The sequence below is a fragment of the Psychrobacter sp. APC 3426 genome, from assembly GCF_030408035.1.
Taxonomy (GTDB): Bacteria; Pseudomonadota; Gammaproteobacteria; order Pseudomonadales; family Moraxellaceae; genus Psychrobacter.
The window spans coordinates 44,989-64,808 of record NZ_JASDCF010000017.1 but is presented as its reverse complement, the minus strand read 5'-3'; the positions used below and the strand labels follow the sequence as shown (position 1 = coordinate 64,808).

At 44.1% G+C, this 19,820-nt stretch carries 13 protein-coding genes and 1 tRNA gene; 6 read left to right on the top strand and 8 right to left on the bottom strand.

Annotation, left to right across the window (positions count from 1 at the left end):
* Positions 1 to 345 precede the first annotated feature (345 nt).
* From QL919_RS09455 to QL919_RS09425, 7 genes are all read right to left on the bottom strand, one after another.
* A tRNA-Ile gene (locus QL919_RS09455) sits at positions 346 to 422 on the bottom strand.
* 95 nt (positions 423 to 517) lie between these two features.
* On the bottom strand, positions 518 to 1,327 hold the full coding sequence (locus tag QL919_RS09450) for a pteridine reductase (RefSeq protein ID WP_290189295.1): 810 nt from the start codon (positions 1,325 to 1,327) through the stop codon (positions 518 to 520).
* A gap of 86 nt (positions 1,328 to 1,413) precedes the next feature.
* Positions 1,414 to 2,598: a tRNA nucleotidyltransferase gene (locus QL919_RS09445; protein WP_290189294.1), complete on the bottom strand. Its 1,185-nt coding sequence runs from the start codon at positions 2,596 to 2,598 to the stop codon at positions 1,414 to 1,416.
* Between the two features lie 195 nt (positions 2,599 to 2,793).
* Positions 2,794 to 5,115 carry an NADP-dependent malic enzyme gene (locus QL919_RS09440; RefSeq protein WP_290189293.1) on the bottom strand — a complete coding sequence of 774 codons (2,322 nt, stop codon included), beginning with the start codon at positions 5,113 to 5,115 and terminating at the stop codon, positions 2,794 to 2,796.
* Between the two features lie 335 nt (positions 5,116 to 5,450).
* Positions 5,451 to 6,917 (bottom strand): protein adenylyltransferase SelO family protein, encoded by a 1,467-nt coding sequence (locus QL919_RS09435; RefSeq protein ID WP_290189292.1) that lies wholly within the window; start codon positions 6,915 to 6,917, stop codon positions 5,451 to 5,453.
* 335 nt (positions 6,918 to 7,252) lie between these two features.
* Positions 7,253 to 8,431, bottom strand: a complete 1,179-nt coding sequence (locus QL919_RS09430; RefSeq protein WP_290189299.1) for a fatty acid desaturase — start codon at positions 8,429 to 8,431, stop codon at positions 7,253 to 7,255.
* Positions 8,432 to 8,899: 468 nt separating this feature from the next.
* Complete coding sequence (locus QL919_RS09425) at positions 8,900 to 9,628, bottom strand: glycerophosphodiester phosphodiesterase (protein ID WP_290189291.1); 729 nt, start codon at positions 9,626 to 9,628, stop codon at positions 8,900 to 8,902.
* Between the two features lie 331 nt (positions 9,629 to 9,959).
* Here QL919_RS09425 and QL919_RS09420 point away from each other — a divergent pair, with 331 nt between their 5' ends.
* A complete protein-coding gene (locus QL919_RS09420) occupies positions 9,960 to 10,973 on the top strand; it encodes a hypothetical protein (protein WP_290189290.1) in 1,014 nt (337 codons plus the stop codon).
* Positions 10,974 to 11,151: 178 nt separating this feature from the next.
* Here QL919_RS09420 and QL919_RS09415 read toward each other — a convergent pair whose 3' ends face one another.
* On the bottom strand, positions 11,152 to 11,748 hold the full coding sequence (locus QL919_RS09415) for a cob(I)yrinic acid a,c-diamide adenosyltransferase (protein WP_290189289.1): 597 nt from the start codon (positions 11,746 to 11,748) through the stop codon (positions 11,152 to 11,154).
* A gap of 218 nt (positions 11,749 to 11,966) precedes the next feature.
* On the opposite strand from QL919_RS09415, the gene cysS reads away from it, so the two are divergent.
* From cysS to pdxH, 5 genes are all read left to right on the top strand, one after another.
* A complete protein-coding gene (gene cysS / locus QL919_RS09410) occupies positions 11,967 to 13,427 on the top strand; it encodes a cysteine--tRNA ligase (protein ID WP_290189288.1) in 1,461 nt (486 codons plus the stop codon).
* A gap of 139 nt (positions 13,428 to 13,566) precedes the next feature.
* Entirely contained in the window at positions 13,567 to 15,585 is a 2,019-nt protein-coding gene (locus QL919_RS09405) for a mechanosensitive ion channel family protein (RefSeq protein ID WP_290189287.1), read from the top strand.
* A gap of 387 nt (positions 15,586 to 15,972) precedes the next feature.
* Positions 15,973 to 17,445, top strand: a complete 1,473-nt coding sequence (gene guaB / locus QL919_RS09400) for an IMP dehydrogenase (protein ID WP_290189286.1) — start codon at positions 15,973 to 15,975, stop codon at positions 17,443 to 17,445.
* A 196-nt stretch (positions 17,446 to 17,641) separates the two neighbouring features.
* Positions 17,642 to 19,012, top strand: coding sequence for a phosphoglucosamine mutase (glmM, locus tag QL919_RS09395; RefSeq protein ID WP_290189285.1), 1,371 nt, complete (start codon positions 17,642 to 17,644; stop codon positions 19,010 to 19,012).
* Positions 19,013 to 19,075: 63 nt separating this feature from the next.
* A complete protein-coding gene (pdxH, locus tag QL919_RS09390; RefSeq protein ID WP_290189298.1) occupies positions 19,076 to 19,729 on the top strand; it encodes a pyridoxamine 5'-phosphate oxidase in 654 nt (217 codons plus the stop codon).
* The last annotated feature ends 91 nt before the right edge of the window (positions 19,730 to 19,820 follow it).

The window sequence follows — 19,820 nt, the reverse complement described above, 5'->3', positions numbered from 1 at the left end:
CATTCATAGTACGATTGGTTATGTGTCGCCTTTTGAGTTTGAGAGACGATACTATGATAGTCTTACTGAGTCAGACAAAGCTGCCTGACTCAAGCAATCCACTCTCCGATATAGTCGGGGCGGTTCAGTATAGTCTATTGAATCAATAAGTTTTTTGGTAAGTTTAACTTTCATATATCACCCATGCAGCAGTATATAACCATAGTGTTAGTAGTCATCATACTTTAATTACTACAAGGGTCAAAGTATCAAGATAGTATCAAAAAATTAATTATATCAGTGCACTTGCATGAAATTTAGACAATAAAAAACCCTTACAAGTCAATGACTGTAAGGGTTTGAATTTGGTGGGCCCAGTAGGACTTGAACCTACGACCAAAGGATTATGAGTCCTCTGCTCTAACCAACTGAGCTATGGGCCCTAACGTTAGACGCACAATGATACCTGATTTTTTTAAATTTTCAAGTAAAAGATAGGAAGTAATAGAGATATTGTGCCCAAATCTTTATCTTTCTATCAAATACCGCCAGCCAAGGTGAGACTGCGCCCCCCATCAACGGTAATTATCTCGCCAGTGACGTAGCTGGCTTGCGCCAGATAAAGCACACTATGAGCAATCTCGTCAGGTTTGCCTATTCGCTGCATGGGTATGGAGTCAACAATACTTTTTTGCTGATGTACATCTAGCGCTTGATCGCTATCAGCCTCAGGTAAAATATTTACACCGGGAGAAACACCATTGACCCGCACATCTGGTGCCATCTCCAATGCTAAGGATTGCACCATCATACGGTGAGCGGCCTTTGCCATGCTATAGACAGTATAGTTATTAAAAGGTCTGCCATGGGCATGAATGTCCAATAAGCTGATAATACAGCCTTGTGTTTGTTTTAAATGCGGTAATAATCCTTGGCTTAATAGTAAGGGCGCTTTGGCATTGGTCAAAAACAACTCATCCCATTGCGAGTGGTCAATATGACCAAGCGGGCTTGGGTAAAAACGCGAGGCATTATGTACCAAAACGTCTAGTTGACCGAAGCTGTCTATAATATTTGAGGCAAAGTTGCTCAAGTTGCTCGGCTCATTGACTACGCTCAAATCGGCAACGAGTACGGTAGCGCTATCCTTACGACTGTTATTGAGTTGAGCAGCTAACGCGTTTGCTTCTTGCTCACTCTGATGGCAATGAATGATGACTCGATAGCCTTGCTGGTGAGCGGTCTTAACGATGGCTGCGCCAATACGCTTAGCGCCACCTGTTACTAGCATGACTGGCGCTGAAGTATTGACAGCTTTTGCTGTATTGGTATGTAAATTCTGGTTCATAGTGGTTGTTTTTATGACCTAAAATGCGTGTTTGAGGTAATAATTAAAGGTACTTATCTAGGCTACTTATTTAGAGTGAAAAGTTATTAGGTATGTTGTATTTCTAAATGTTGTATTCTGGCTTGCCGTAGTGCAGCACCAATCTTAGGACCTTGCAGTCCTGATTCAATATGATCCATACTGATGGCATGAAAGCTCCCTAGCGCTAACATCATCTGACGGTGTGTTGATGCCAATTGTAGTACCTGACTACACACTAGTAGCTGTGAGATTTTTTCAGGCTCTTTATGAGCGCCGCAAGTTTGTATAAGGTCAATTTTTTCAGCGGCACTAAGGGCATCTATGGCGCTGAGTTGTTCGGCTTGCTGAACGAATAAGTTAGCAAATTGTGTCTGTATTTTTGGCACTTTGGCGGTATTGCCTATCTGACTGATATGTTTGGCAGCTGTTAATTGATGGTGATTTGATGCTTTTTCTGTAATATTGAATAGGTCTGCATTGAGACTCGACATTAACAATGCCCAACGCTGTGAGAGGTTGAGTTGCATCTGACCGGCGAAATATAGTGCTGTCTGCACCGTCTCTCGTATATGAGTCTTATTCCAAGCATCATGTAATGGGGCAAAGTACTCGGTAAGCGCATCAATTTCAAACAATTGCTGCCAATATACTTGAGGCGATAGCTGCATGGTGGCACGGCTTGATTCTTGCCAAATACGTTCACTACTTAAATGTGCTAACTCTCCTGATCTGACCAATTGGCGCATCAATGTCAGTGTTTCATCGGCGATGGTAAAGCCCAAGTCATAATAACGTCCATAAAATCGAGCGGTTCTTAACACCCGTAGTGGGTCTTCGCTAAAAGCTTCGGATACATGACGCAGAGTTTTGCTCTCTATGTCATTCAAGCCACCATAGTAATCGATGACTTCACCGTTGACCGGGGTATCATCAGTTAAGCTACTGACTTCTATTGCCATTGCATTGACGGTCAAATCGCGACGTTGTAAGTCTTCACGCAAGGTTACGTCAGGGCTCGCATGCACGCTAAATCCCTGATAGCCGAGCCCTTGTTTACGTTCGGTGCGTGCCAGTGCATACTCTTCATGGGTAGCCGGATGCAAAAATACAGGAAAGTCTGCGCCCACCTGTTGAAACCCTGCATCTAACATGTCAGCGACCGTTGCGCCAACGACGACGAAGTCTTTGTCTTTGATAGGACGGCCTAACAGTTGATCACGTACGGCACCGCCGACAAGGTAAATTTGCATGAGAGCCTCTGATTGTAGAGTAATGGATGACTGATATTGATATCGAATAAGGTTGTGCCTTAGTCAATTTATAAGAAGCAAAAAAAACCAGTCAACATCATGTAATGAGTGTTGACTGGTTTTAGTATATCAGACGGTCTCTACAAAAAATGCCAGAGACCATGCTAATATTACGATGCTACTTTAAACAAGCGATTACTTATTTTCGTTTTCCAAATCCTGAGCTTCAGTAACGGCAAGGGCAGTCATATTGACCACGCGACGAGCAGTTGCTGAAGGGGTTAGGATGTGAACTGGCTTACTAGTGCCTAGCAAGATAGGGCCGATAGAGGCGCTATTTGTTGCTGTTTTTAGCAAGTTAAAAGCAATGTTTGCTGCATCAAGCGTCGGCAAGATAAGCAGGTTGGCAGAGCCTTTTAGCGGACTTGATGGCATATCTTCTAGGCGGATGGTCTCGTTTAGAGCCGCATCACCTTGCATTTCACCCTCAAAATCAAAGTCGACATTCATGTCCGTCAAGATTTGATAGACCTTGCGCATCTTCACAGCGCTAGCACGGTTTGATGTGCCGAAGTTAGAGTGTGAGACCAGCGCAACACGTGGCGTGATACCAAAGCGATGTAGTTGATCTACTGCCAATATAGTCATCTCAGCCAATTGCTCAGCTGTTGGGTCTTCGTGGACGTAGGTGTCTGCAATAAAGATATTACGGTCCTGCATCAATACAGCGTTCATCGCGTAGAAGTCATTAACGCCTTCTTTTTTGCCAATGACACTTTGTACATAGTCTAAGTGCAGTTGATAATGACTGAACGTACCACAAATCATACCATCCGCATCACCATTATCGACCAATAGTGAACCGATTAGCGTGGTCTTACGACGTACATCACGGCGAGCAAGCTCGATACTCACACCGCGGCGTTTGTTCTTCTCATAATAACCTTGCCAGTAGTCTTTATAACGAGGATCATCATCTTGGTTGATGATAGTGATGTTCACCCCATCTTTTAGACGTAGACCAAGTTTTTCGATATGGTCTTCGATGACCGCTGGGCGACCGACTAAAATTGGGTGAGCCAGCTCTTCGTCGACAACCACTTGTACGGCCAATAGGACGTTGTTGTCTTCGCCTTCACAGTAAACAATACGTTTTGGATCTGCTTTAGCGCGAGCAAAGATAGGCTTCATCACGAATGCTGAGTTATAGACAAACTCAGATAGGCTCTGACGATATGCTTTCATGTCAGCGATAGGCAGTGTCGCCACACCTGAATCCATTGCTGCTTTAGCAACAGCAGAGGCAATCTCGATGATTAGGTTTGGCTCTAGCGGGCCAGGGATTAAATAATCACGGCCAAAGCTTTTCATCTGTTCGATGTTTTTGACGTTGCTTGTTGGTGTTGCTTCAACATGTGCCATGGCAGCAATGGCTTTAACGCAAGCGATTTTCATCTCTTCGTTAACCGCTGTTGCGCCGACATCCAATGCACCACGGAAGATATAAGGGAAGCAAAGCGCGTTGTTTACTTGGTTTGGATAGTCTGAGCGACCTGTTGCCATGATAACGTCTGGGCGAACAGCATGTGCCAGCTCAGGCATGATTTCAGGAGTAGGGTTGGCCAGTGCAAAGACGATTGGGTCTTTTGCCATACGGCGAACCATGTCTTCGGTCAATGTGCCCGGCATAGAGAGGCCTAGGAACATATCAACGTCATCCATGACTTCTTCGATACTAGAAGCAGTGGTGTCACGAGCATAACGCTGTTTGGTTTCATCAAGGTTTCCACGGCTGGTGGTAATGATACCGCGTGAGTCAGAAACTAAGATGTTGTTTTTATCAACGCCAAGCGCACAGATAATATCTAAGCAAGAGATGGCTGCAGCACCTGCACCTGAACAGACGACTTTAATCTCTTCGATTTTTTTGCCAGTAATCAACAAAGCGTTGAGTAGGGCAGCGGCAACGATGATTGAAGTACCATGTTGATCGTCATGGAATACTGGAATGTTCATACGCTCACGCAATTCGCGCTCGATTTTGAAACATTCTGGTGCTTTGATGTCTTCTAGGTTGATACCACCAAAGGTCGGCTCAAGAGAAGCGACCGCTTCGATGAACTTATCTGGATCATTTTGTGCAATTTCAATGTCAAAAACGTCGATACCCGCGAATTTTTTAAATAGAACGCCTTTACCTTCCATGACTGGTTTTGATGCCAATGGACCAATATCACCTAGACCCAGTACCGCTGTACCGTTGGTGATAACACCAACTAAGTTGCTACGAGCTGTATATTTTGCAGCCAGCGTCGGATCTCTTTGAATCTCAAGACAAGGTACTGCCACACCTGGCGAATAGGCCAGTGCCAAATCGCGTTGGTTTGCCAACTGTTTGATAGGGGTGACTGAGATTTTACCTGGGCGTGGAAACTCATGATAGTGCAGGGCAGCTTGTTCAAACTGCTCTTTTTCCGTACTAAGGTTATCCGTATTCAAAGTGGTATCGTCATTCATAATAATTGCCATGGTTGAAATAAATTGGAATAAAGTAAATGTTGATAAAAACGTCTCACCCTCAAACAGTCATGGAATGATAATAGTTTAAGGGTGCGTTGACTTTATAAAGCTAAAATTAAAGGTTTATAATCGGCGATTAAAGATCAGGTAAAAAGAGCAATTCCGCAAAAAAGGTTATTCTAGCATTATTGACAATTCACTGCCTAGTCAACTGCTGTGAATTGTGTGAATAATATAATAAATTGATATTCATTATTTAGCCAGTTGATAATGCTAAAAGACACAGACAACCATCAGTAATCCTTTCAGCATCTCTGGCAGTGACCGGCTTATTAAGATGAGCAACTGATTGGCATTTGCGGTGCGTGTGGGGCGGGTGGCATGGTATCGAGGTCGATTGCGATGTCCTGTACGCTATAAGGGTTAGCCAGCAATTCAAACACACGGTTCACTTCTTCAAACTGCCCTTTTTCTGCTGCATCAATGGCGCGCTGTGCCATACTATTACGCAGTACATAAACAGGATTATTAGCCTGCATATCATGGATAGCTTGCTCGGTAGGCAGCTGTTTAATTTGAGTCAAATATCGTGTTGACCAATTTTGCCAGACTTCTAGTGCTTCATTATTAAACTCAGCAGTCATGGTTGATAGCAATTGCTGCTCATGAGGGTGCTCATTTGGGGCGACCAAACCAAGCAATGCCCGGAAACTATTGCTATAGTCGAGCAAGTTGTCTTCTAGTAAGGTTAACCATTCAAACGCTAAGGTTAAGCTTTCTCTTTGATGCGGTAAGCCAAGCTTACGGCACAGTCCTTGCTGATAATGCTGCATAAAGGTTGCTTCATAAGGCGCTAAGCAGTCTGCTAACGTCTCACGTGTCACGCCTTCTAAACGCATAAAATGTGGTAGCCAGACGTTGAGATTCCAATGACCAATAGCCGGTTGGTTTTGGTAAGAATAACGACCAGTATGATCAGAGTGATTGTTGATCCAAGCAGGATTGAAGCGCTCCATAAAGCCAAACGGCCCGAAGTCCAAAGTACTGCCCGTGATAGATAAGTTATCTGTATTCATCACACCATGAGCAAAGCCAATCAATTGCCAATCAGCAATCATACGGGCCGTACGCTCGACCACTGCGGTCAAGAAAGCTAAGACAGGCGTTTCGCTATCGCGGCACTCTGGATAGTAAGTGTCAATCATATAGTCAGTGAACTCACCCAGTACATCAGGGGCAAAGCTGGCAATCCATTCGACATGACCTAAACGAATATGACTGTCTGCCACACGCATTAGTGCTGCACCTGCTTCGATACGCTCACGGCGCACTCTCGTATCAGATACCACAAACCCCAGAGCGTTAGACGAGGGGATGCCAAGCTGGGTCAATGCATGACCGCACAGGTACTCGCGAATGGTACTACGTAAGACTGCGCGTCCATCACCCATACGTGAATAGGGTGTCAAGCCAGCACCCTTAAGATGCAAGTCTTGTGGATGTCCACCATTATCGAGTACCTGCGCCATGAGTAAACCGCGTCCGTCGCCCAATTGCCCAGCCCATTGCCCAAACTGGTGACCAGCATAGGCCATTGATAGTGGTTTAAAATCAGCTGGCACGTATTGTCCGCCCAATATCTCAACCCAATTAGTCATCAGGTCTTCGTCGTTTGTCCAGCCTAACTGCTGTGCAACTTGAGTATTGAAGTGACCGGTACGAGGATTGTCTAGTGGCGTCGGTGGCTGTTCATGATAAAGGCGCGTGTCTAGGTTGACGTAAGTGTTTTGATAACGCATACAGGCCGTTTCCATTAAAATATAAAAGTGAGAATGCCACTATAGCATAGCTCTCATATGGCATCGTTGCACTCTGTCCGTCTCTTGTAATATCTAACCAAAAAATAAATTCCTCGGTCTTTAATTAACTGAATGTGATGAACGAGATTGTTATTGTTTTTAGATTAGAGGTCGTCACAGTTTAACCGATATATTTGATTATTTATTATGATAATAAAATTATTAGAAGTAGCTAGAATGACATAAACGATAAATTATAAGCAAAAAAATCCCCCTATCTAGGACGGATAGGGGGATGGAGAAGCTTCAAAATTATAAAACAAATCAGAAGTTAATTAAGCCGCTTTTTCGTTTGCGCCAATAGAGCGGAAGGCGGTTTTTAGATTGCTGTTATGCTCAAGGATTTTCTGTTCGATTTTGGCATAATCATGCTTCAACTTATCATCAACTTCACGTAAGCGATCAGCACATTCTATTTTTTTCATTGCAATAGTTTGAGCTTTCAGTGATTGCCATTCTTCGACAGTTTGTTTAAATGCATCGTATTCAAACTTAATGCGGTCTTGGAAGCTCTTCATCGCATGAGGAAGATCAAGCCCAGTGCTTGTGGCTGTATCGATCTGCTGTTGTGCTGCTTTGAACTGCATTTGCACTTCGGCATGCTTAATAGTCGTATCATCAACAGTACGCAAATCCGTCGTTAAACCGATTTTTGATAAACCAGCAATCAACCATTTTGTTGGATCATATTGCCACCATTTCACGCCATTACGATAATCATACTGGAAGAAATGATGATAGTTATGATAACCCTCGCCCCACGTAAAGATAGCTAAGAAAAAGTTATCACGAGCACTATTAGTATCCGTATAAGGACGTGTACCAAACATATGACATAGCGAATTGATGAAGAAGGTGAAGTGATGAGTTAATACCAAGCGCAGCAAACCAGCGATCAGTAAAGTACCCCAAACATCACCAATGAGCCAACCAATAGCAGCAACCATACCAACATTCATGGCAACTACCCACAAACCATAATATTTATGCTGAATCTGTAAGACTCTGTCTTTGGTCAAATCAGGAATGTTTTTATAATCAAATTTACCGCTAGGGTAGTTGCGTAGCATCCAACCAATATGGCTGAACCAAAAACCACGCTGTGCTGAATATGGATCGTCCAAACGATCATCTACATGACGATGGTGAGTACGATGTCCAGAAACCCAATCAAACGCTGAGCCTTGTACGGCTAAGGTTGAACCTAACAATAAAAAGTTTTTGACAATAGGGTGCGCTTTGTAAGCACGGTGCGATAGCAGACGATGGTAACCGGCAGTGATACTGATACCCGTCCATACCATAAAGGCACCAAACACACCCCAAACAGGAGCGCTAACTTCATGAGTCCATAGATACCATGGCGTAATCACAGCAGCAGCAATTGGCGTCGCTACTAAAATAGCCGCTGGAATCCAGTTGATGGGCGCTTTGGTAAATTCAAACTCGCGCATGTCGATACTGTCTTCTGCATTAGCGTCGACTTGATTGGCAGCATTTGCATAGTTGCGTTTGGCAACCGGCTGCTCATCAAGCGCCATTTGCGCTTTTTTCTCATCAAAACGAGTTTTAAAACGCGTTACTTGAGTGCTGGCGGTCTTTACAAGCGTATCACCAGATTTGATAGCGAAACGTAAGCCTTTAAGCGGTAAGCCAAGTGCTTTTTTTGCAATCATATAATATCCCTAGCGGTATTAATTTAAGCCACCATAGTACCTTAAAAAGCGTGTAAAGTGAACACTTATACACTATAAAAATATTGCTAAATAACAATAACTTGTATGGATTATAGAATGTATTGATCAAAAATACGAGTGACTTATCAGACATGAAGGAGAAGTGTAACAAGAAGGATAGATATGTAGGAAAGAATGCGTTTATCGAAAAAATGATTAAATATCAAAAAAGTACGGATAACTCGGTCAAGGCAACAGCAAATGACTTGGAAAATCCGTAATGATGACATCAGTCTCCCATTTGATGAGCTGCTCAATGGTGGGAATATCATTAACCGTCCAAGCACTTACGGGCAATCCATAACGGTGGCTATGCTTGATGACGGCTTGGGTCAAAAGCGGATAATGAATGCCCAGTTGAATACAGCCGAGTTGCAATGCGGTATTGGTCGCGCTTGCCAACGCTTCTGGCGTACGAATAAGCAAGCCGCGAGGCATATGAGATAATAGTTTGTGACGTTGCAAACGGTTGTGTAACTCGACATCGAAGCTCGTCAATACAACTGGTAAGCTGGCAAGAGGTGTATCAATAAATGCCTGCCGAAGCGCTGCAATCAACTCCGCGTAGTTGGTACGGCTATGCGTCTTAATTTCCAGCTCAATAACGTTAAATCCACTAAGTGCAGGCGCTATGCTTGCCAATGTCATAATGGGTTGGCCAAACTGCAATTGGCATTGAATCTCAGTCAGTTTTAACTGGTCAATACGTGATTGTCGACCGCACATACGCTCTAGATCGTCATCGTGGAATACGATTAAGTGACCGTCAGCGTTTAGTTGTATATCAAACTCTACGCCTGCTAAGCCTCTTGACTTAAGATTTTGAGAGTATTGAAAGCCTGAAAAGGTATTTTCTAACGCTTCACCGCGTGCGCCTCGATGACCTAGTAATAACGTATCTCTAAAATTTATCATATGCACCAATTATCGATGATTTTTATGCCCAATCATATAGCGTCATATCAACGACGTCTAACAAAAACTGCGATGCAATCCGTACTTTTTTGAATATGACTTTTTAAAGTCCAAATCTGCGAATGTTTGTTATGTTTTTGCAACCAAACGCAGGTTTTTTCCACAATGAGGGGCACTATTTGTATATCCATGGGCTACACTAATGACCATTTGATTTAAACACCGTATAATGATGTGGTTTTCATATCTGTAGCAGCTAGCGTTGCGATTTGAATGTTGAACACTGTCAGTCAGTGGCGGTACGAACCTGTAAATTGGGAGTAGAGTTAGTATGAGCGTAGCAAATATAAGTTTGAGCAAGTGGCAGAAAGCTGCTGGTATTGGCATAGCATGTAGTTTGGCGCTTGCAGGCTGTGATCGCTCAGAGAAGGAAGATACCACTCAGCCAGCAGAGCTCACAGAACAAGAGACGGTCGATGCTGAAAATAGTGTTGCGCCTGCGATCAGTTGTGATGATCCTATGGTGCAAGATCGCCTTAAATCAGCTCTAAAGAATACGCTCAATCAACAAGCGCAAACCCTGGCTGCTAACTATGCCAACGATGCTGAGATTAGCCTAGCGAGTGGCGTGGTCAGTGACAAAACCAATGGCATTATGATTGATGTGCAAAACGCCGCTGTGCTACAAGCAGCCAATGCTAATGGTATGACGACCTGTCAGGCAAGCGTGAGCATGACGCTACCAAGCGAAGATTTGTATCAAGCCAGTCAAGTACAAGCAGCTAATAATCAGCCAAGTTTACAATCTCGTCTAGCACAAAATAACATTCGCATTAATAATAATATGCTCGTTGATGATGCCTTTACTTATGTGGTTGGCACTCAAGGTGGCCAAGTACGTACGCGCATTGCTGGTCAACCAGCCTTGATTACTGTCGTAGCCGATGTGATGGCAGCGTCTGTATTCAAGTCGGCGATGGATGAGGCGCGCGCTCAACGTGCAGCTGAGCAGAACGCTCGTCGCCGTTCAGCGGCACAGAACAATGACAATCAATCAGCGCCAGCACGTCAGCCTAGAACGGTAACGCCTGTTCAACCGATTCGTCCTATTGAGCCTGCGACGCCACCCACTATCAATAAGCCAAGTGCCAGTCGTTCAACCGAAAATAGTTCAAGTGCCAATAGCTCAAATACTGGTTCGAGTACCCCTGCAGAAAGCAACACAACGGCAGCCGCATCGACTACTGAAGCCAAAAAGCCAGTGAATCAAGCAGCGCCAAAAGCAGTCCCTAAAGATGAAAGTATCGATATGATTATCGTTGAAGATGAAAGCGCGACTTATTAAGCAATAAGGTTTGGTTTGTCAGCTGCTTTTTAACGAGCTGCTAAGATATTGTTGTTACATCGCTAATGAAAACGCCCACCGCTTTTACACGGTGGGCGTTTTCATATAAGTGTTTATCAAAATTGTTTTTCTAAAAATTGTTGAACAGGCTAATGTTTGAGTGGTTGACGGTCGAATGTTACTTACTATCTGCAAACGTCTTTAATACTTCACTGTCCCACAATACTTCAGAGACTTGTTCAGGGTCAGTGCAAAAGCGCGCAGCGACAAATAACCAATCAGATAAGCGATTGATGAAGCTCAGTGCCGTATTGCGAATCGCTTGTGGGCGCGCTTGCTGCAATAAGACCGCTTGGCGCTCAGCACGTCGACAGACACTTCGTGCCACATGCAGCTGGCTGACCAATACTGAACCGGTTGGTAATATAAAGTCTTTGAGCGGCGGCAGGGTGGTATTCATCGTATCGATTTGCTGCTCTAGCCATTCAATATGGCTTGCATTGACGCCTTCATACTCTGGCATCGCAAGCTCACCACCGATATTAAAGAGTAAATGCTGGATGATGACCAAGGCTGCAGAGAACTCTTTTCCTATCGACTGTCCTTTATTGTGTAGCAATTGAGCACGAATCAGACCAATGTGCGAGTTCAGCTCATCGATGTCACCCATCACACTAAATAAGTTGTCAGCTTTACTCACACGACTACCATCAGCCATGCCAGTGCTGCCATCATCTCCAGTACGCGTATATATTTTGCTTAAACGATTGCCCATGTCCAAATATCCTTAACGTTTTTTATCTTTCAATAGTGTTAGTTGCGCGCTCATTGTAGTATTTTACAGCCGTTTTCGCTAAGATAATGGGTTAAGTTTTATATTGTAGTAATTTTTGGGATGATAAGCGGCATTTTGGGCTTGCTGATAAGCGTAATACTGCTGATATTTTCATTTTATCTCCATTTATTTTGTTCTAATTAAAAGGCTTTTATACCATGACCACACCACTTGCCGATGCGATGTCTCAGCTTGCCATTTATGATTCACTGACTGGCGGTAAACGCCAGTTTGAACCACTCAAAGCCGGGCAGGTAGGCATGTATGTGTGCGGCATGACCGTTTATGATTATTGTCATATAGGTCATGCCCGCGTGATGGTTGGTTTTGATATGGTCGTGCGCTGGCTTAAGCAATTGGGTTATGACGTCAATTATGTGCGCAATATTACCGATATTGATGACAAGATTATCACTCGCGCCAACGAGAATGGTGAAGATATTAGTGCGTTGACTCAGCGTTTTATCGAAGCGATGCACGAGGATGCGACTGCTCTTGGCTGTGAGATGCCAGATGCTGAGCCGCGTGCCACTGACCATATCGATGAGATGCAGCAAATGATTGAGACGCTGGTCACCGGCAACTATGCGTATGCAGGCGATAATGGTGATGTTTATTATGCGGTGGACAGCTTCGCAGATTACGGCAAATTGTCAAAACGTAATCTTGATGATATGCAGGCAGGCTCGCGAGTCGATGTCGAAAACGATAAGCGTAATCCGTTTGACTTTGTACTTTGGAAATCAGCCAAGCCTGATGAGCCGCAGTGGGCATCACCATGGGGTCAGGGGCGTCCAGGCTGGCATATTGAGTGCTCGGCGATGTCGACCAAATGCCTAGGGAATACTTTTGATATTCATGGCGGTGGTCATGACTTACAGTTCCCGCATCACGAAAACGAGATAGCCCAATCTGAAGCAGCGACAGGCTGCGAGTACGCGCGTAACTGGATGCACGTTGGTTTTATCAATGTCGATGGCGAAAAAATGTCCAAGTCATTGGGCAACTTCTTTACCATTCGCGATGTAACCGCAAAATACTTGCCTGAAACGGTGCGCTTCTTTTTATTATCGAGTCATTATCGTAGCCAAGTGAATTTTTCAGACAGTGCCTTAGATGAGTCGCACAATAGCCTAAGCAGACTATACAATGCGTTAAAGCTAGCCGAGCAGCAAAAAGGGCAGACTTTGACAGTCAATGACGAGTTGATAAATACTGCTTACAGTAGCGATGCTGGACAAGACTTTATAAAAGCGATGAATGATGACTTTAATAGCTCAACGGCGATTAGCGTATTATTTGGGCTGGCACGTGATATTAATAAAGCTGTCAAGGCTGGAGAGGTAGATACTGCATGGCAGTTGGCGCAGCAGCTAAAAGCGTTGGCACAAGTGCTGAACATTCTACAGCAGCCAGTCCAACAGTTTTTGCAAGCAGTGATTGGTGATCAAGCAGATGATGGATTAACCGATGCTGATATTGATGGATTAATCATTGAGCGTGCAGATGCCAAAACCAATAAAAACTTTGCTCGTGCTGATGAAATACGTGAGCAGCTCAAAGAAGCGGGCATTGAGCTTGAAGATAGCCGTGCTGGTACGACATGGCGCCGTGCTTAAAAGTGGTCTGCATCGTATACAAACGGTAATAAATTAAGTCAGCATCGCGCTGGCTTTTTTTTGCCGATTGCATTAGCTTAGAACCGACTAAGGTCAGTTTTTACATAACATTCTTTCGTAGACTGGTGGCTTTGAAAACATGAATACTCTGAAAAATAGTGCGGCTGAGAGTCGCAAGGTATCGACAGTTTGCAACAGTCATGATTGTGTCTGTGCAGATTTTGGTTGTGTAGAGTGTGTCTGTGCAAAGCCTAAAAGTATGTACGCTAAGAGTCTGCAGCTGCTGTTAGGGTTTTTAATTGTTGTCATCGGTGCTGTGTATATACCAGCTATTTATGCACCCGCTCATGCACAGAGTGAAAACGAGCAAGCTAGTGCTCAGCAATCGACCAAACCGGATAGTCTGACCGAGTACGCGACGCAACAGCTAAACACCATCACAGATAAGAAGGTGAGTGTCTCTGCGATTGCCGAAGAGATATTTGATCCTACTGAACGTAATGCCGTCCAGCAAGCAGGTGAGTTGCAAGGTGATGCAGGACTGACGGGCGAATACAATGAAAGTTTCTATGTGTTAGATAAGCTCAATGTGGGTTTGCCCCCGTTGTCTCAACCACCGAACCTAATCACGCCCCTGGCGACTTTGGAGTTTTTTCAGTCAGCGGTGATGAAGCAGCAATACGATTTAGCCTCTTATGCACTTAATATGAATCTAATCGATCAACAGGACCAACGCAGCCGTTCGGTTGAGCTGTCAAAAAGATTGGATTTTTTGTTATCTGAAAGGGAGCTTTATGTATTTGATGATTTGCCAGATCGCCCAGACGGTTTGATTGAGCCGCCACTCGGTAATACCAGTAGTGTGATGGGCATTCCTAGACGCTCTATTCAGCTCGGCTATATTGATTACCGTGAGCGCCGAGTCCCTATTTATTTGGAACGAGTACAGGTAGACGATCATGCACCTGTTTGGGTTTTTTCTGCGCAGACAGTCGGTAATATTGATAATTTGTATGAGCAATATCATCCAGCAGAGTTTGAGCGTTACCTGCCTACCTGGCTAAAAATACAGATTTTCAGCATTGCGCTATGGGAATTTTTATTATTAGCTGTTTTTTTCTTATTGACCATGGGAGTCGGCTGGTTACTAAGTAAGGGCACTGAAAAAATCATCAGTCGTTATATCGATGATGAAAAATACAGTAATTATGTTGGTAGTACGCATGGAGTGGCTGACTTGGTCAGTAAACTGACGGTACCTTTGACCTTTACCATCAGTTTCTCTTTGGTCTTTACGTTGGTTTCAGGTGGCTTTCCCTATTTAGACGCCGTTGCCTCATCGACTCGCCCACTTATTTGGATAGGTTTGGTGTTTAGCACCATGTGGCTTGGTATTCGTATTATTAACTTCTTTGCCAACCGCTATCAGAATATGCAGATTGAAAATCTGGCCGAAGAGCACTTCGATAAAGAGCGCCGACGTCGTACCTATGTGTCGATATTTCGCCGCGTTTTTATCTTCGTCATGATTTTGGGCAGTATCTGGATAGGTCTCAGTGAATTTACCAATATGGAAGGGCTTGGTAAGACGTTATTGACCTCGGCTGGTATTGCTGGTGTGGTGATTGGCATCGCGGCACAGCCGATACTGGGGAATATCATCGCAGGCGTGCAGGTGGCTGTGACGCAACCTGTGCGTATCGGCGATACGGTCATGATGGAAGGGGATTGGACGACGATTGAGGATTTGCGCTATACCTATGCGGTGCTCAAGACATGGGATGAACGCCGCTTAATTGTACCCATGCGTAGGCTGATTACCGAGATCGTTGAAAACTGGTCGCACACGGAAGTGCATCAAACCTGTGTGGTCTATTTATACGTCGACTATGGCGCAAACATCGAAGCCATTCGCCAAAAATACGTTGAACTGGTCAAAGAAAATGAGTTGTGGGATGGAGAAACTGAGCCTGAGCTGCTTACCGTATCCGTCAGTGAAAATACCATCAAATTACGTGGTAGCTTAGCCTCTGACGGACCTATGAGTGCGTTTGACTTAGAGTGTCAGGTGCGCGAACAAATGCTTAACTATCTGTACCGTGAGCAAAAGTCTTATCTACCAGCAGAACGTTTGATTGTAAAAAATAAGGATGAATAGATTGTTATGTGATTACAGGATTCGTTCATAGATGAGGCAGCGATACTTGTAGACAGATGCCAGTAAAATAATCTGACAAATATAGCATGCGAATAGCTTGCTTATTTGTTATAATATGGCGTTATTTTTAAGGGATAACTGAGCAATTAAGAGTAAGAACACGCTGTATTTGCGTAATCTTGCGACTCATAAATCAATTGCAATTTTCGAGTGTCTCCATTTGTTTGCTAGCAAATAAATAATGGCTCATTGCTACTTATCAAAAACTCTATGATTATCAGTCTTTGTCATACAAGGATTGAATATCGTAAGGTCATATCGGTATCTTGGTTGATTGTCTTAATGCGAAAATCCCATCCATCAAAATAGCCACCACTAGGGGTCTGTATGTTGCGAATTGTCGATGAAGCCTTAACCTTTGATGACGTTTTATTGTTGCCAGCTTATTCTGAAGTCTTGCCAAAAACTGCTGATCTGTCTACTCGTTTAACCAAAAACATCACCCTAAATCTACCGCTTATTTCTGCGGCTATGGATACCGTGACCGAGTCTGAAATGGCCATCACCATGGCACAGCTGGGTGGCCTAGGTATCTTGCACAAAAGCATGGATATCGATAAGCAAGCAACCCAAGTACGTCGTGTGAAAAAGTTCGAAGCCGGTACGGTCGTTGATCCAATTACTGTACATCCAGAGATGACGATTGGTGACTTGTTACAGCTAACTCAAGATAATAATATCTCAGGTGTGCCTGTCGTAGAAAAAGGCACCGATAAAGTCGTTGGTATCGTCACTCACAGAGATTGGCGTTTTGAAACCAATTTATCACTGCCTGTTAGTCAAATTATGACACCAAAAGATCAATTGGTGACCGTACATGAAGGCGAAAGCAACGAGAATATCAAACGTTTGCTACACGAACATCGTATCGAAAAAGTAATCGTTATTGATGATGACTTCCGTTTAAAAGGTCTTATCACCGTTAATGACTTTGCTAAAGCGGAAAACAACCCTAATGCTTGTAAAGATGAGCAAGGTCGTTTGCGTGTTGGCGCAGCCGTTGGTACAGGTGCAGATACCCAAGCACGTGTTGAAGCTTTGATTGGTGCTGATGTCGATATCATTGTTGTTGATACCGCTCATGGTCACTCAAAGGGCGTGATTGATAAAGTTTCTTGGATTAAGAAGCATTATCCGCATGTGCAAGTCATTGGCGGTAATATCGCCACTGGTGATGCCGCCTTAGCTTTACGTGATGCGGGTGCAGATGCGGTAAAAGTGGGTATCGGTCCTGGTTCTATCTGTACCACTCGTATCATCGCAGGTATCGGTGTGCCGCAAATTTCAGCCATTGATAATGTTGCTAGCGCCCTTAAAGATAGCATTCCGCTGATTGCTGACGGCGGTATTCGCTATTCAGGCGATATGGCAAAAGCCATTGCCGCTGGTGCGTCTTGCATTATGGTAGGTTCACTAATGGCGGGTACCGAAGAGGCGCCAGGTGAGGTTGAGCTATTCCAAGGTCGTTATTACAAAGCTTATCGCGGTATGGGTAGTCTTGGTGCGATGTCGGGCTCAAATGGTTCATCAGATCGTTATTTCCAAGATGCCAAAGACGGTGTAGAAAAACTGGTACCAGAAGGTATCGAGGGTCGTGTTCCTTATAAAGGTCCGGTTGCTGGTATCGTCAATCAATTGGTTGGTGGTTTACGCTCATCAATGGGCTATACAGGTTCTGCGACCATCGAAGAGATGCGTACCAAGCCACAGTTCATCAAAGTGACTTCAGCAGGTATGAAAGAGTCGCATGTTCACGATGTGCAAATCACCAAAGAAGCACCAAACTATCGAGTGAACTAATTTGTATCTCATGGTTGTGTGTGATGGATAGCAAGTCATATTCAAAATCGTGAGCCTAAAACATAGTTATTTGAGATACAAACAGTCAACAATGCCCAGTCATTGTTGACTGTTTTTCTTTGTAAAATAGAGCCATAAATTCTTTCGCCTGCGTATACGTGTGGCTTTTCATTTTTATACTTGGGGAACTTGCATAATGAGCTATTTTGGCACTGATGGGATTCGTGGAAAATTTGGTGAATTACCGATCACACCTGATTTTATTTTGAAACTGGGCTATGTGACTGGGCGCGTACTCATAGAAAATAATGACAATCCTGCACGCAGACCTAGTGTGGTGATTGGTAAAGACACGCGTTTATCCGGTTATGTCATCGAAGGGGCGCTACAAGCAGGCTTTAACGCAGCGGGTGTTGACGTCCATATGCTTGGTCCTCTACCAACTCCTGCCATTGCTCATTTAACGCGTAGCTTCCATGCAGATGCCGGCGTTGTCATTTCAGCGTCGCACAACCCTTATTATGATAATGGCATCAAGTTTTTCTCAGGTGATGGCAAAAAGCTCACGGATGTGATGCAAACTGCCATCAATGATAAATTGACCGCGATAATGAGTGCTTCTGAAGCTGATAACAACACCATCATGCCTATTCTTGATCCTGCCAAGCTTGGTAAAAACAATCGAATCAATGACGCCAAAGGTCGCTACATAGAGTTCTGTAAAGGCAGCTTTCCTTATCAATATGACCTTGGCCATCTGACCGTTGTGGTTGATTGTGCCAATGGCGCAGGCTATAGCGTGGCACCAAGAGTCATGCGAGAGCTGGGTGCCAATGTGATTGCCATTCATAACACGCCTGATGGCATCAATATCAATGCCAATTGTGGTTCAACCAATCCAAAAAGCTTACAAGAAGCAGTCATCAAGCATGAAGCGGATGTCGGTATTGCTTTAGATGGCGATGGTGATCGTATCGTAATGGTTGATGAGAAGGGCGAGCTGGTCGATGGTGATGGTATCTTGTATGTACTGGCGACTCAAGGTCACACAAAGGCTGAAGGTGTGGTTGGTACACTGATGAGTAATATGGGTTTAGAGCTCGCCTTGAAAGCCGCAGACATTAAGTTTACCCGTGCAAAGGTAGGCGACCGCTACGTCATGAAAGACCTCGAGGCCAACGGTTGGATACTTGGCGGCGAGCCATCTGGTCATATTTTGTGTCTAGATAAGAGCCGTACAGGTGATGCTATTATCGCGGGGTTACAAGTACTAGCAGTTATGCAGGCACGTGGTCGCGCGCTTAGTGATCTTGTCGAAGGGTTTGAGGTGTTGCCACAAAAACTGGTCAATGTGCGATTGTCTCATATGCAAGATCCATTTGAGCATGAAGAACTGGTCGCTGAATTTGATAAAGCGCAAGCCACCTTGGAAGGTCGTGGTCGATTGCTCATCCGTCAGTCTGGCACAGAGCCTATGATTCGGGTTATGGTTGAGTCTGATGATGAGATAGAATGTGATGTAATGGCAAATGATCTCGCTGATAAAATCAAAGCAGTATTGGGCTAATGATGGCTCATATAACATTATTAAGATCATGTAATACTATAAAAATAAGGAATATCAATGAGCATGGACTTTAGCGATCAACGACTCTCATATGAAAAAGGCGAGCTTGATCAACAGTCGGTTCCAGCCTCACCATTTGAGCTGTTGAGCACATGGATGAACGAGGCAATCGAGCAAAAAGTACAAGAGCCATATGCGATGAGTTTGGCCACTTGCGGTGCGGACCACAAACCTAGCGTACGTATTGTATTGCTACGCGAGATTACAGATACGGGTATCGTTTTTTATACCAATTATGAAAGTGCCAAAGGACAAGATATTGCAGAAAACCCAAATGCAGAGGTATTGTTCTTTTGGCATGAGCTTGAACGTCAGATTCGTATCAGTGGACATATTGCTAAAATAGATGCTGATAAATCTGCGTCATACTTTCAAAAGCGCCCACATGACAGTCAAGTAGGTGCGTGGGTCAGTCAGCCGCAAAGTGGTGCGGTTGCTAATCGGGAAGTGATGGAACAGACTTTTGAGAAATTACAAAGCGAGTATCCTAAAAACACTCAAGTGCCTACACCAGAGTTTTGGGGTGGTTATGAGATTGCCATAGAAAGTATTGAGTTTTGGCAAGGTCGTGCTAGCCGTATGCATGACCGCATTGTCTATACGCAAGAAGGTAAAGCTGGTGCAGAAAGCTGGACGACCAAGCGTTTATTACCATAACTGTTTATTGGCTAGGACACACCCTAATCGTCATTCAATAATGTTCTATAAAAAACTCAAGTTTATCTTGGGTTTTTTTATTGGCATCATT

Bases quoted from the DNA above. Each gene is read 5' to 3' on its own strand.
- QL919_RS09450 (WP_290189295.1), bottom strand. From the start codon at position 1,327: ATGAACCAGAATTTACATACCAATACAGCAAAAGCTGTCAATACTTCA.
- QL919_RS09445 (WP_290189294.1), bottom strand. From the start codon at position 2,598: ATGCAAATTTACCTTGTCGGCGGTGCCGTACGTGATCAACTGTTAGGC.
- QL919_RS09440 (WP_290189293.1), bottom strand. From the start codon at position 5,115: ATGAATGACGATACCACTTTGAATACGGATAACCTTAGTACGGAAAAA.
- QL919_RS09435 (WP_290189292.1), bottom strand. From the start codon at position 6,917: ATGCGTTATCAAAACACTTACGTCAACCTAGACACGCGCCTTTATCAT.
- QL919_RS09430 (WP_290189299.1), bottom strand. From the start codon at position 8,431: ATGCGCGAGTTTGAATTTACCAAAGCGCCCATCAACTGGATTCCAGCG.
- QL919_RS09425 (WP_290189291.1), bottom strand. From the start codon at position 9,628: ATGATAAATTTTAGAGATACGTTATTACTAGGTCATCGAGGCGCACGC.
- QL919_RS09420 (WP_290189290.1), top strand. From the start codon at position 9,960: ATGAGCGTAGCAAATATAAGTTTGAGCAAGTGGCAGAAAGCTGCTGGT.
- QL919_RS09415 (WP_290189289.1), bottom strand. From the start codon at position 11,748: ATGGGCAATCGTTTAAGCAAAATATATACGCGTACTGGAGATGATGGC.
- cysS (WP_290189288.1), top strand. From the start codon at position 11,967: ATGACCACACCACTTGCCGATGCGATGTCTCAGCTTGCCATTTATGAT.
- QL919_RS09405 (WP_290189287.1), top strand. From the start codon at position 13,567: ATGAATACTCTGAAAAATAGTGCGGCTGAGAGTCGCAAGGTATCGACA.
- guaB (WP_290189286.1), top strand. From the start codon at position 15,973: ATGTTGCGAATTGTCGATGAAGCCTTAACCTTTGATGACGTTTTATTG.
- glmM (WP_290189285.1), top strand. From the start codon at position 17,642: ATGAGCTATTTTGGCACTGATGGGATTCGTGGAAAATTTGGTGAATTA.
- pdxH (WP_290189298.1), top strand. From the start codon at position 19,076: ATGGACTTTAGCGATCAACGACTCTCATATGAAAAAGGCGAGCTTGAT.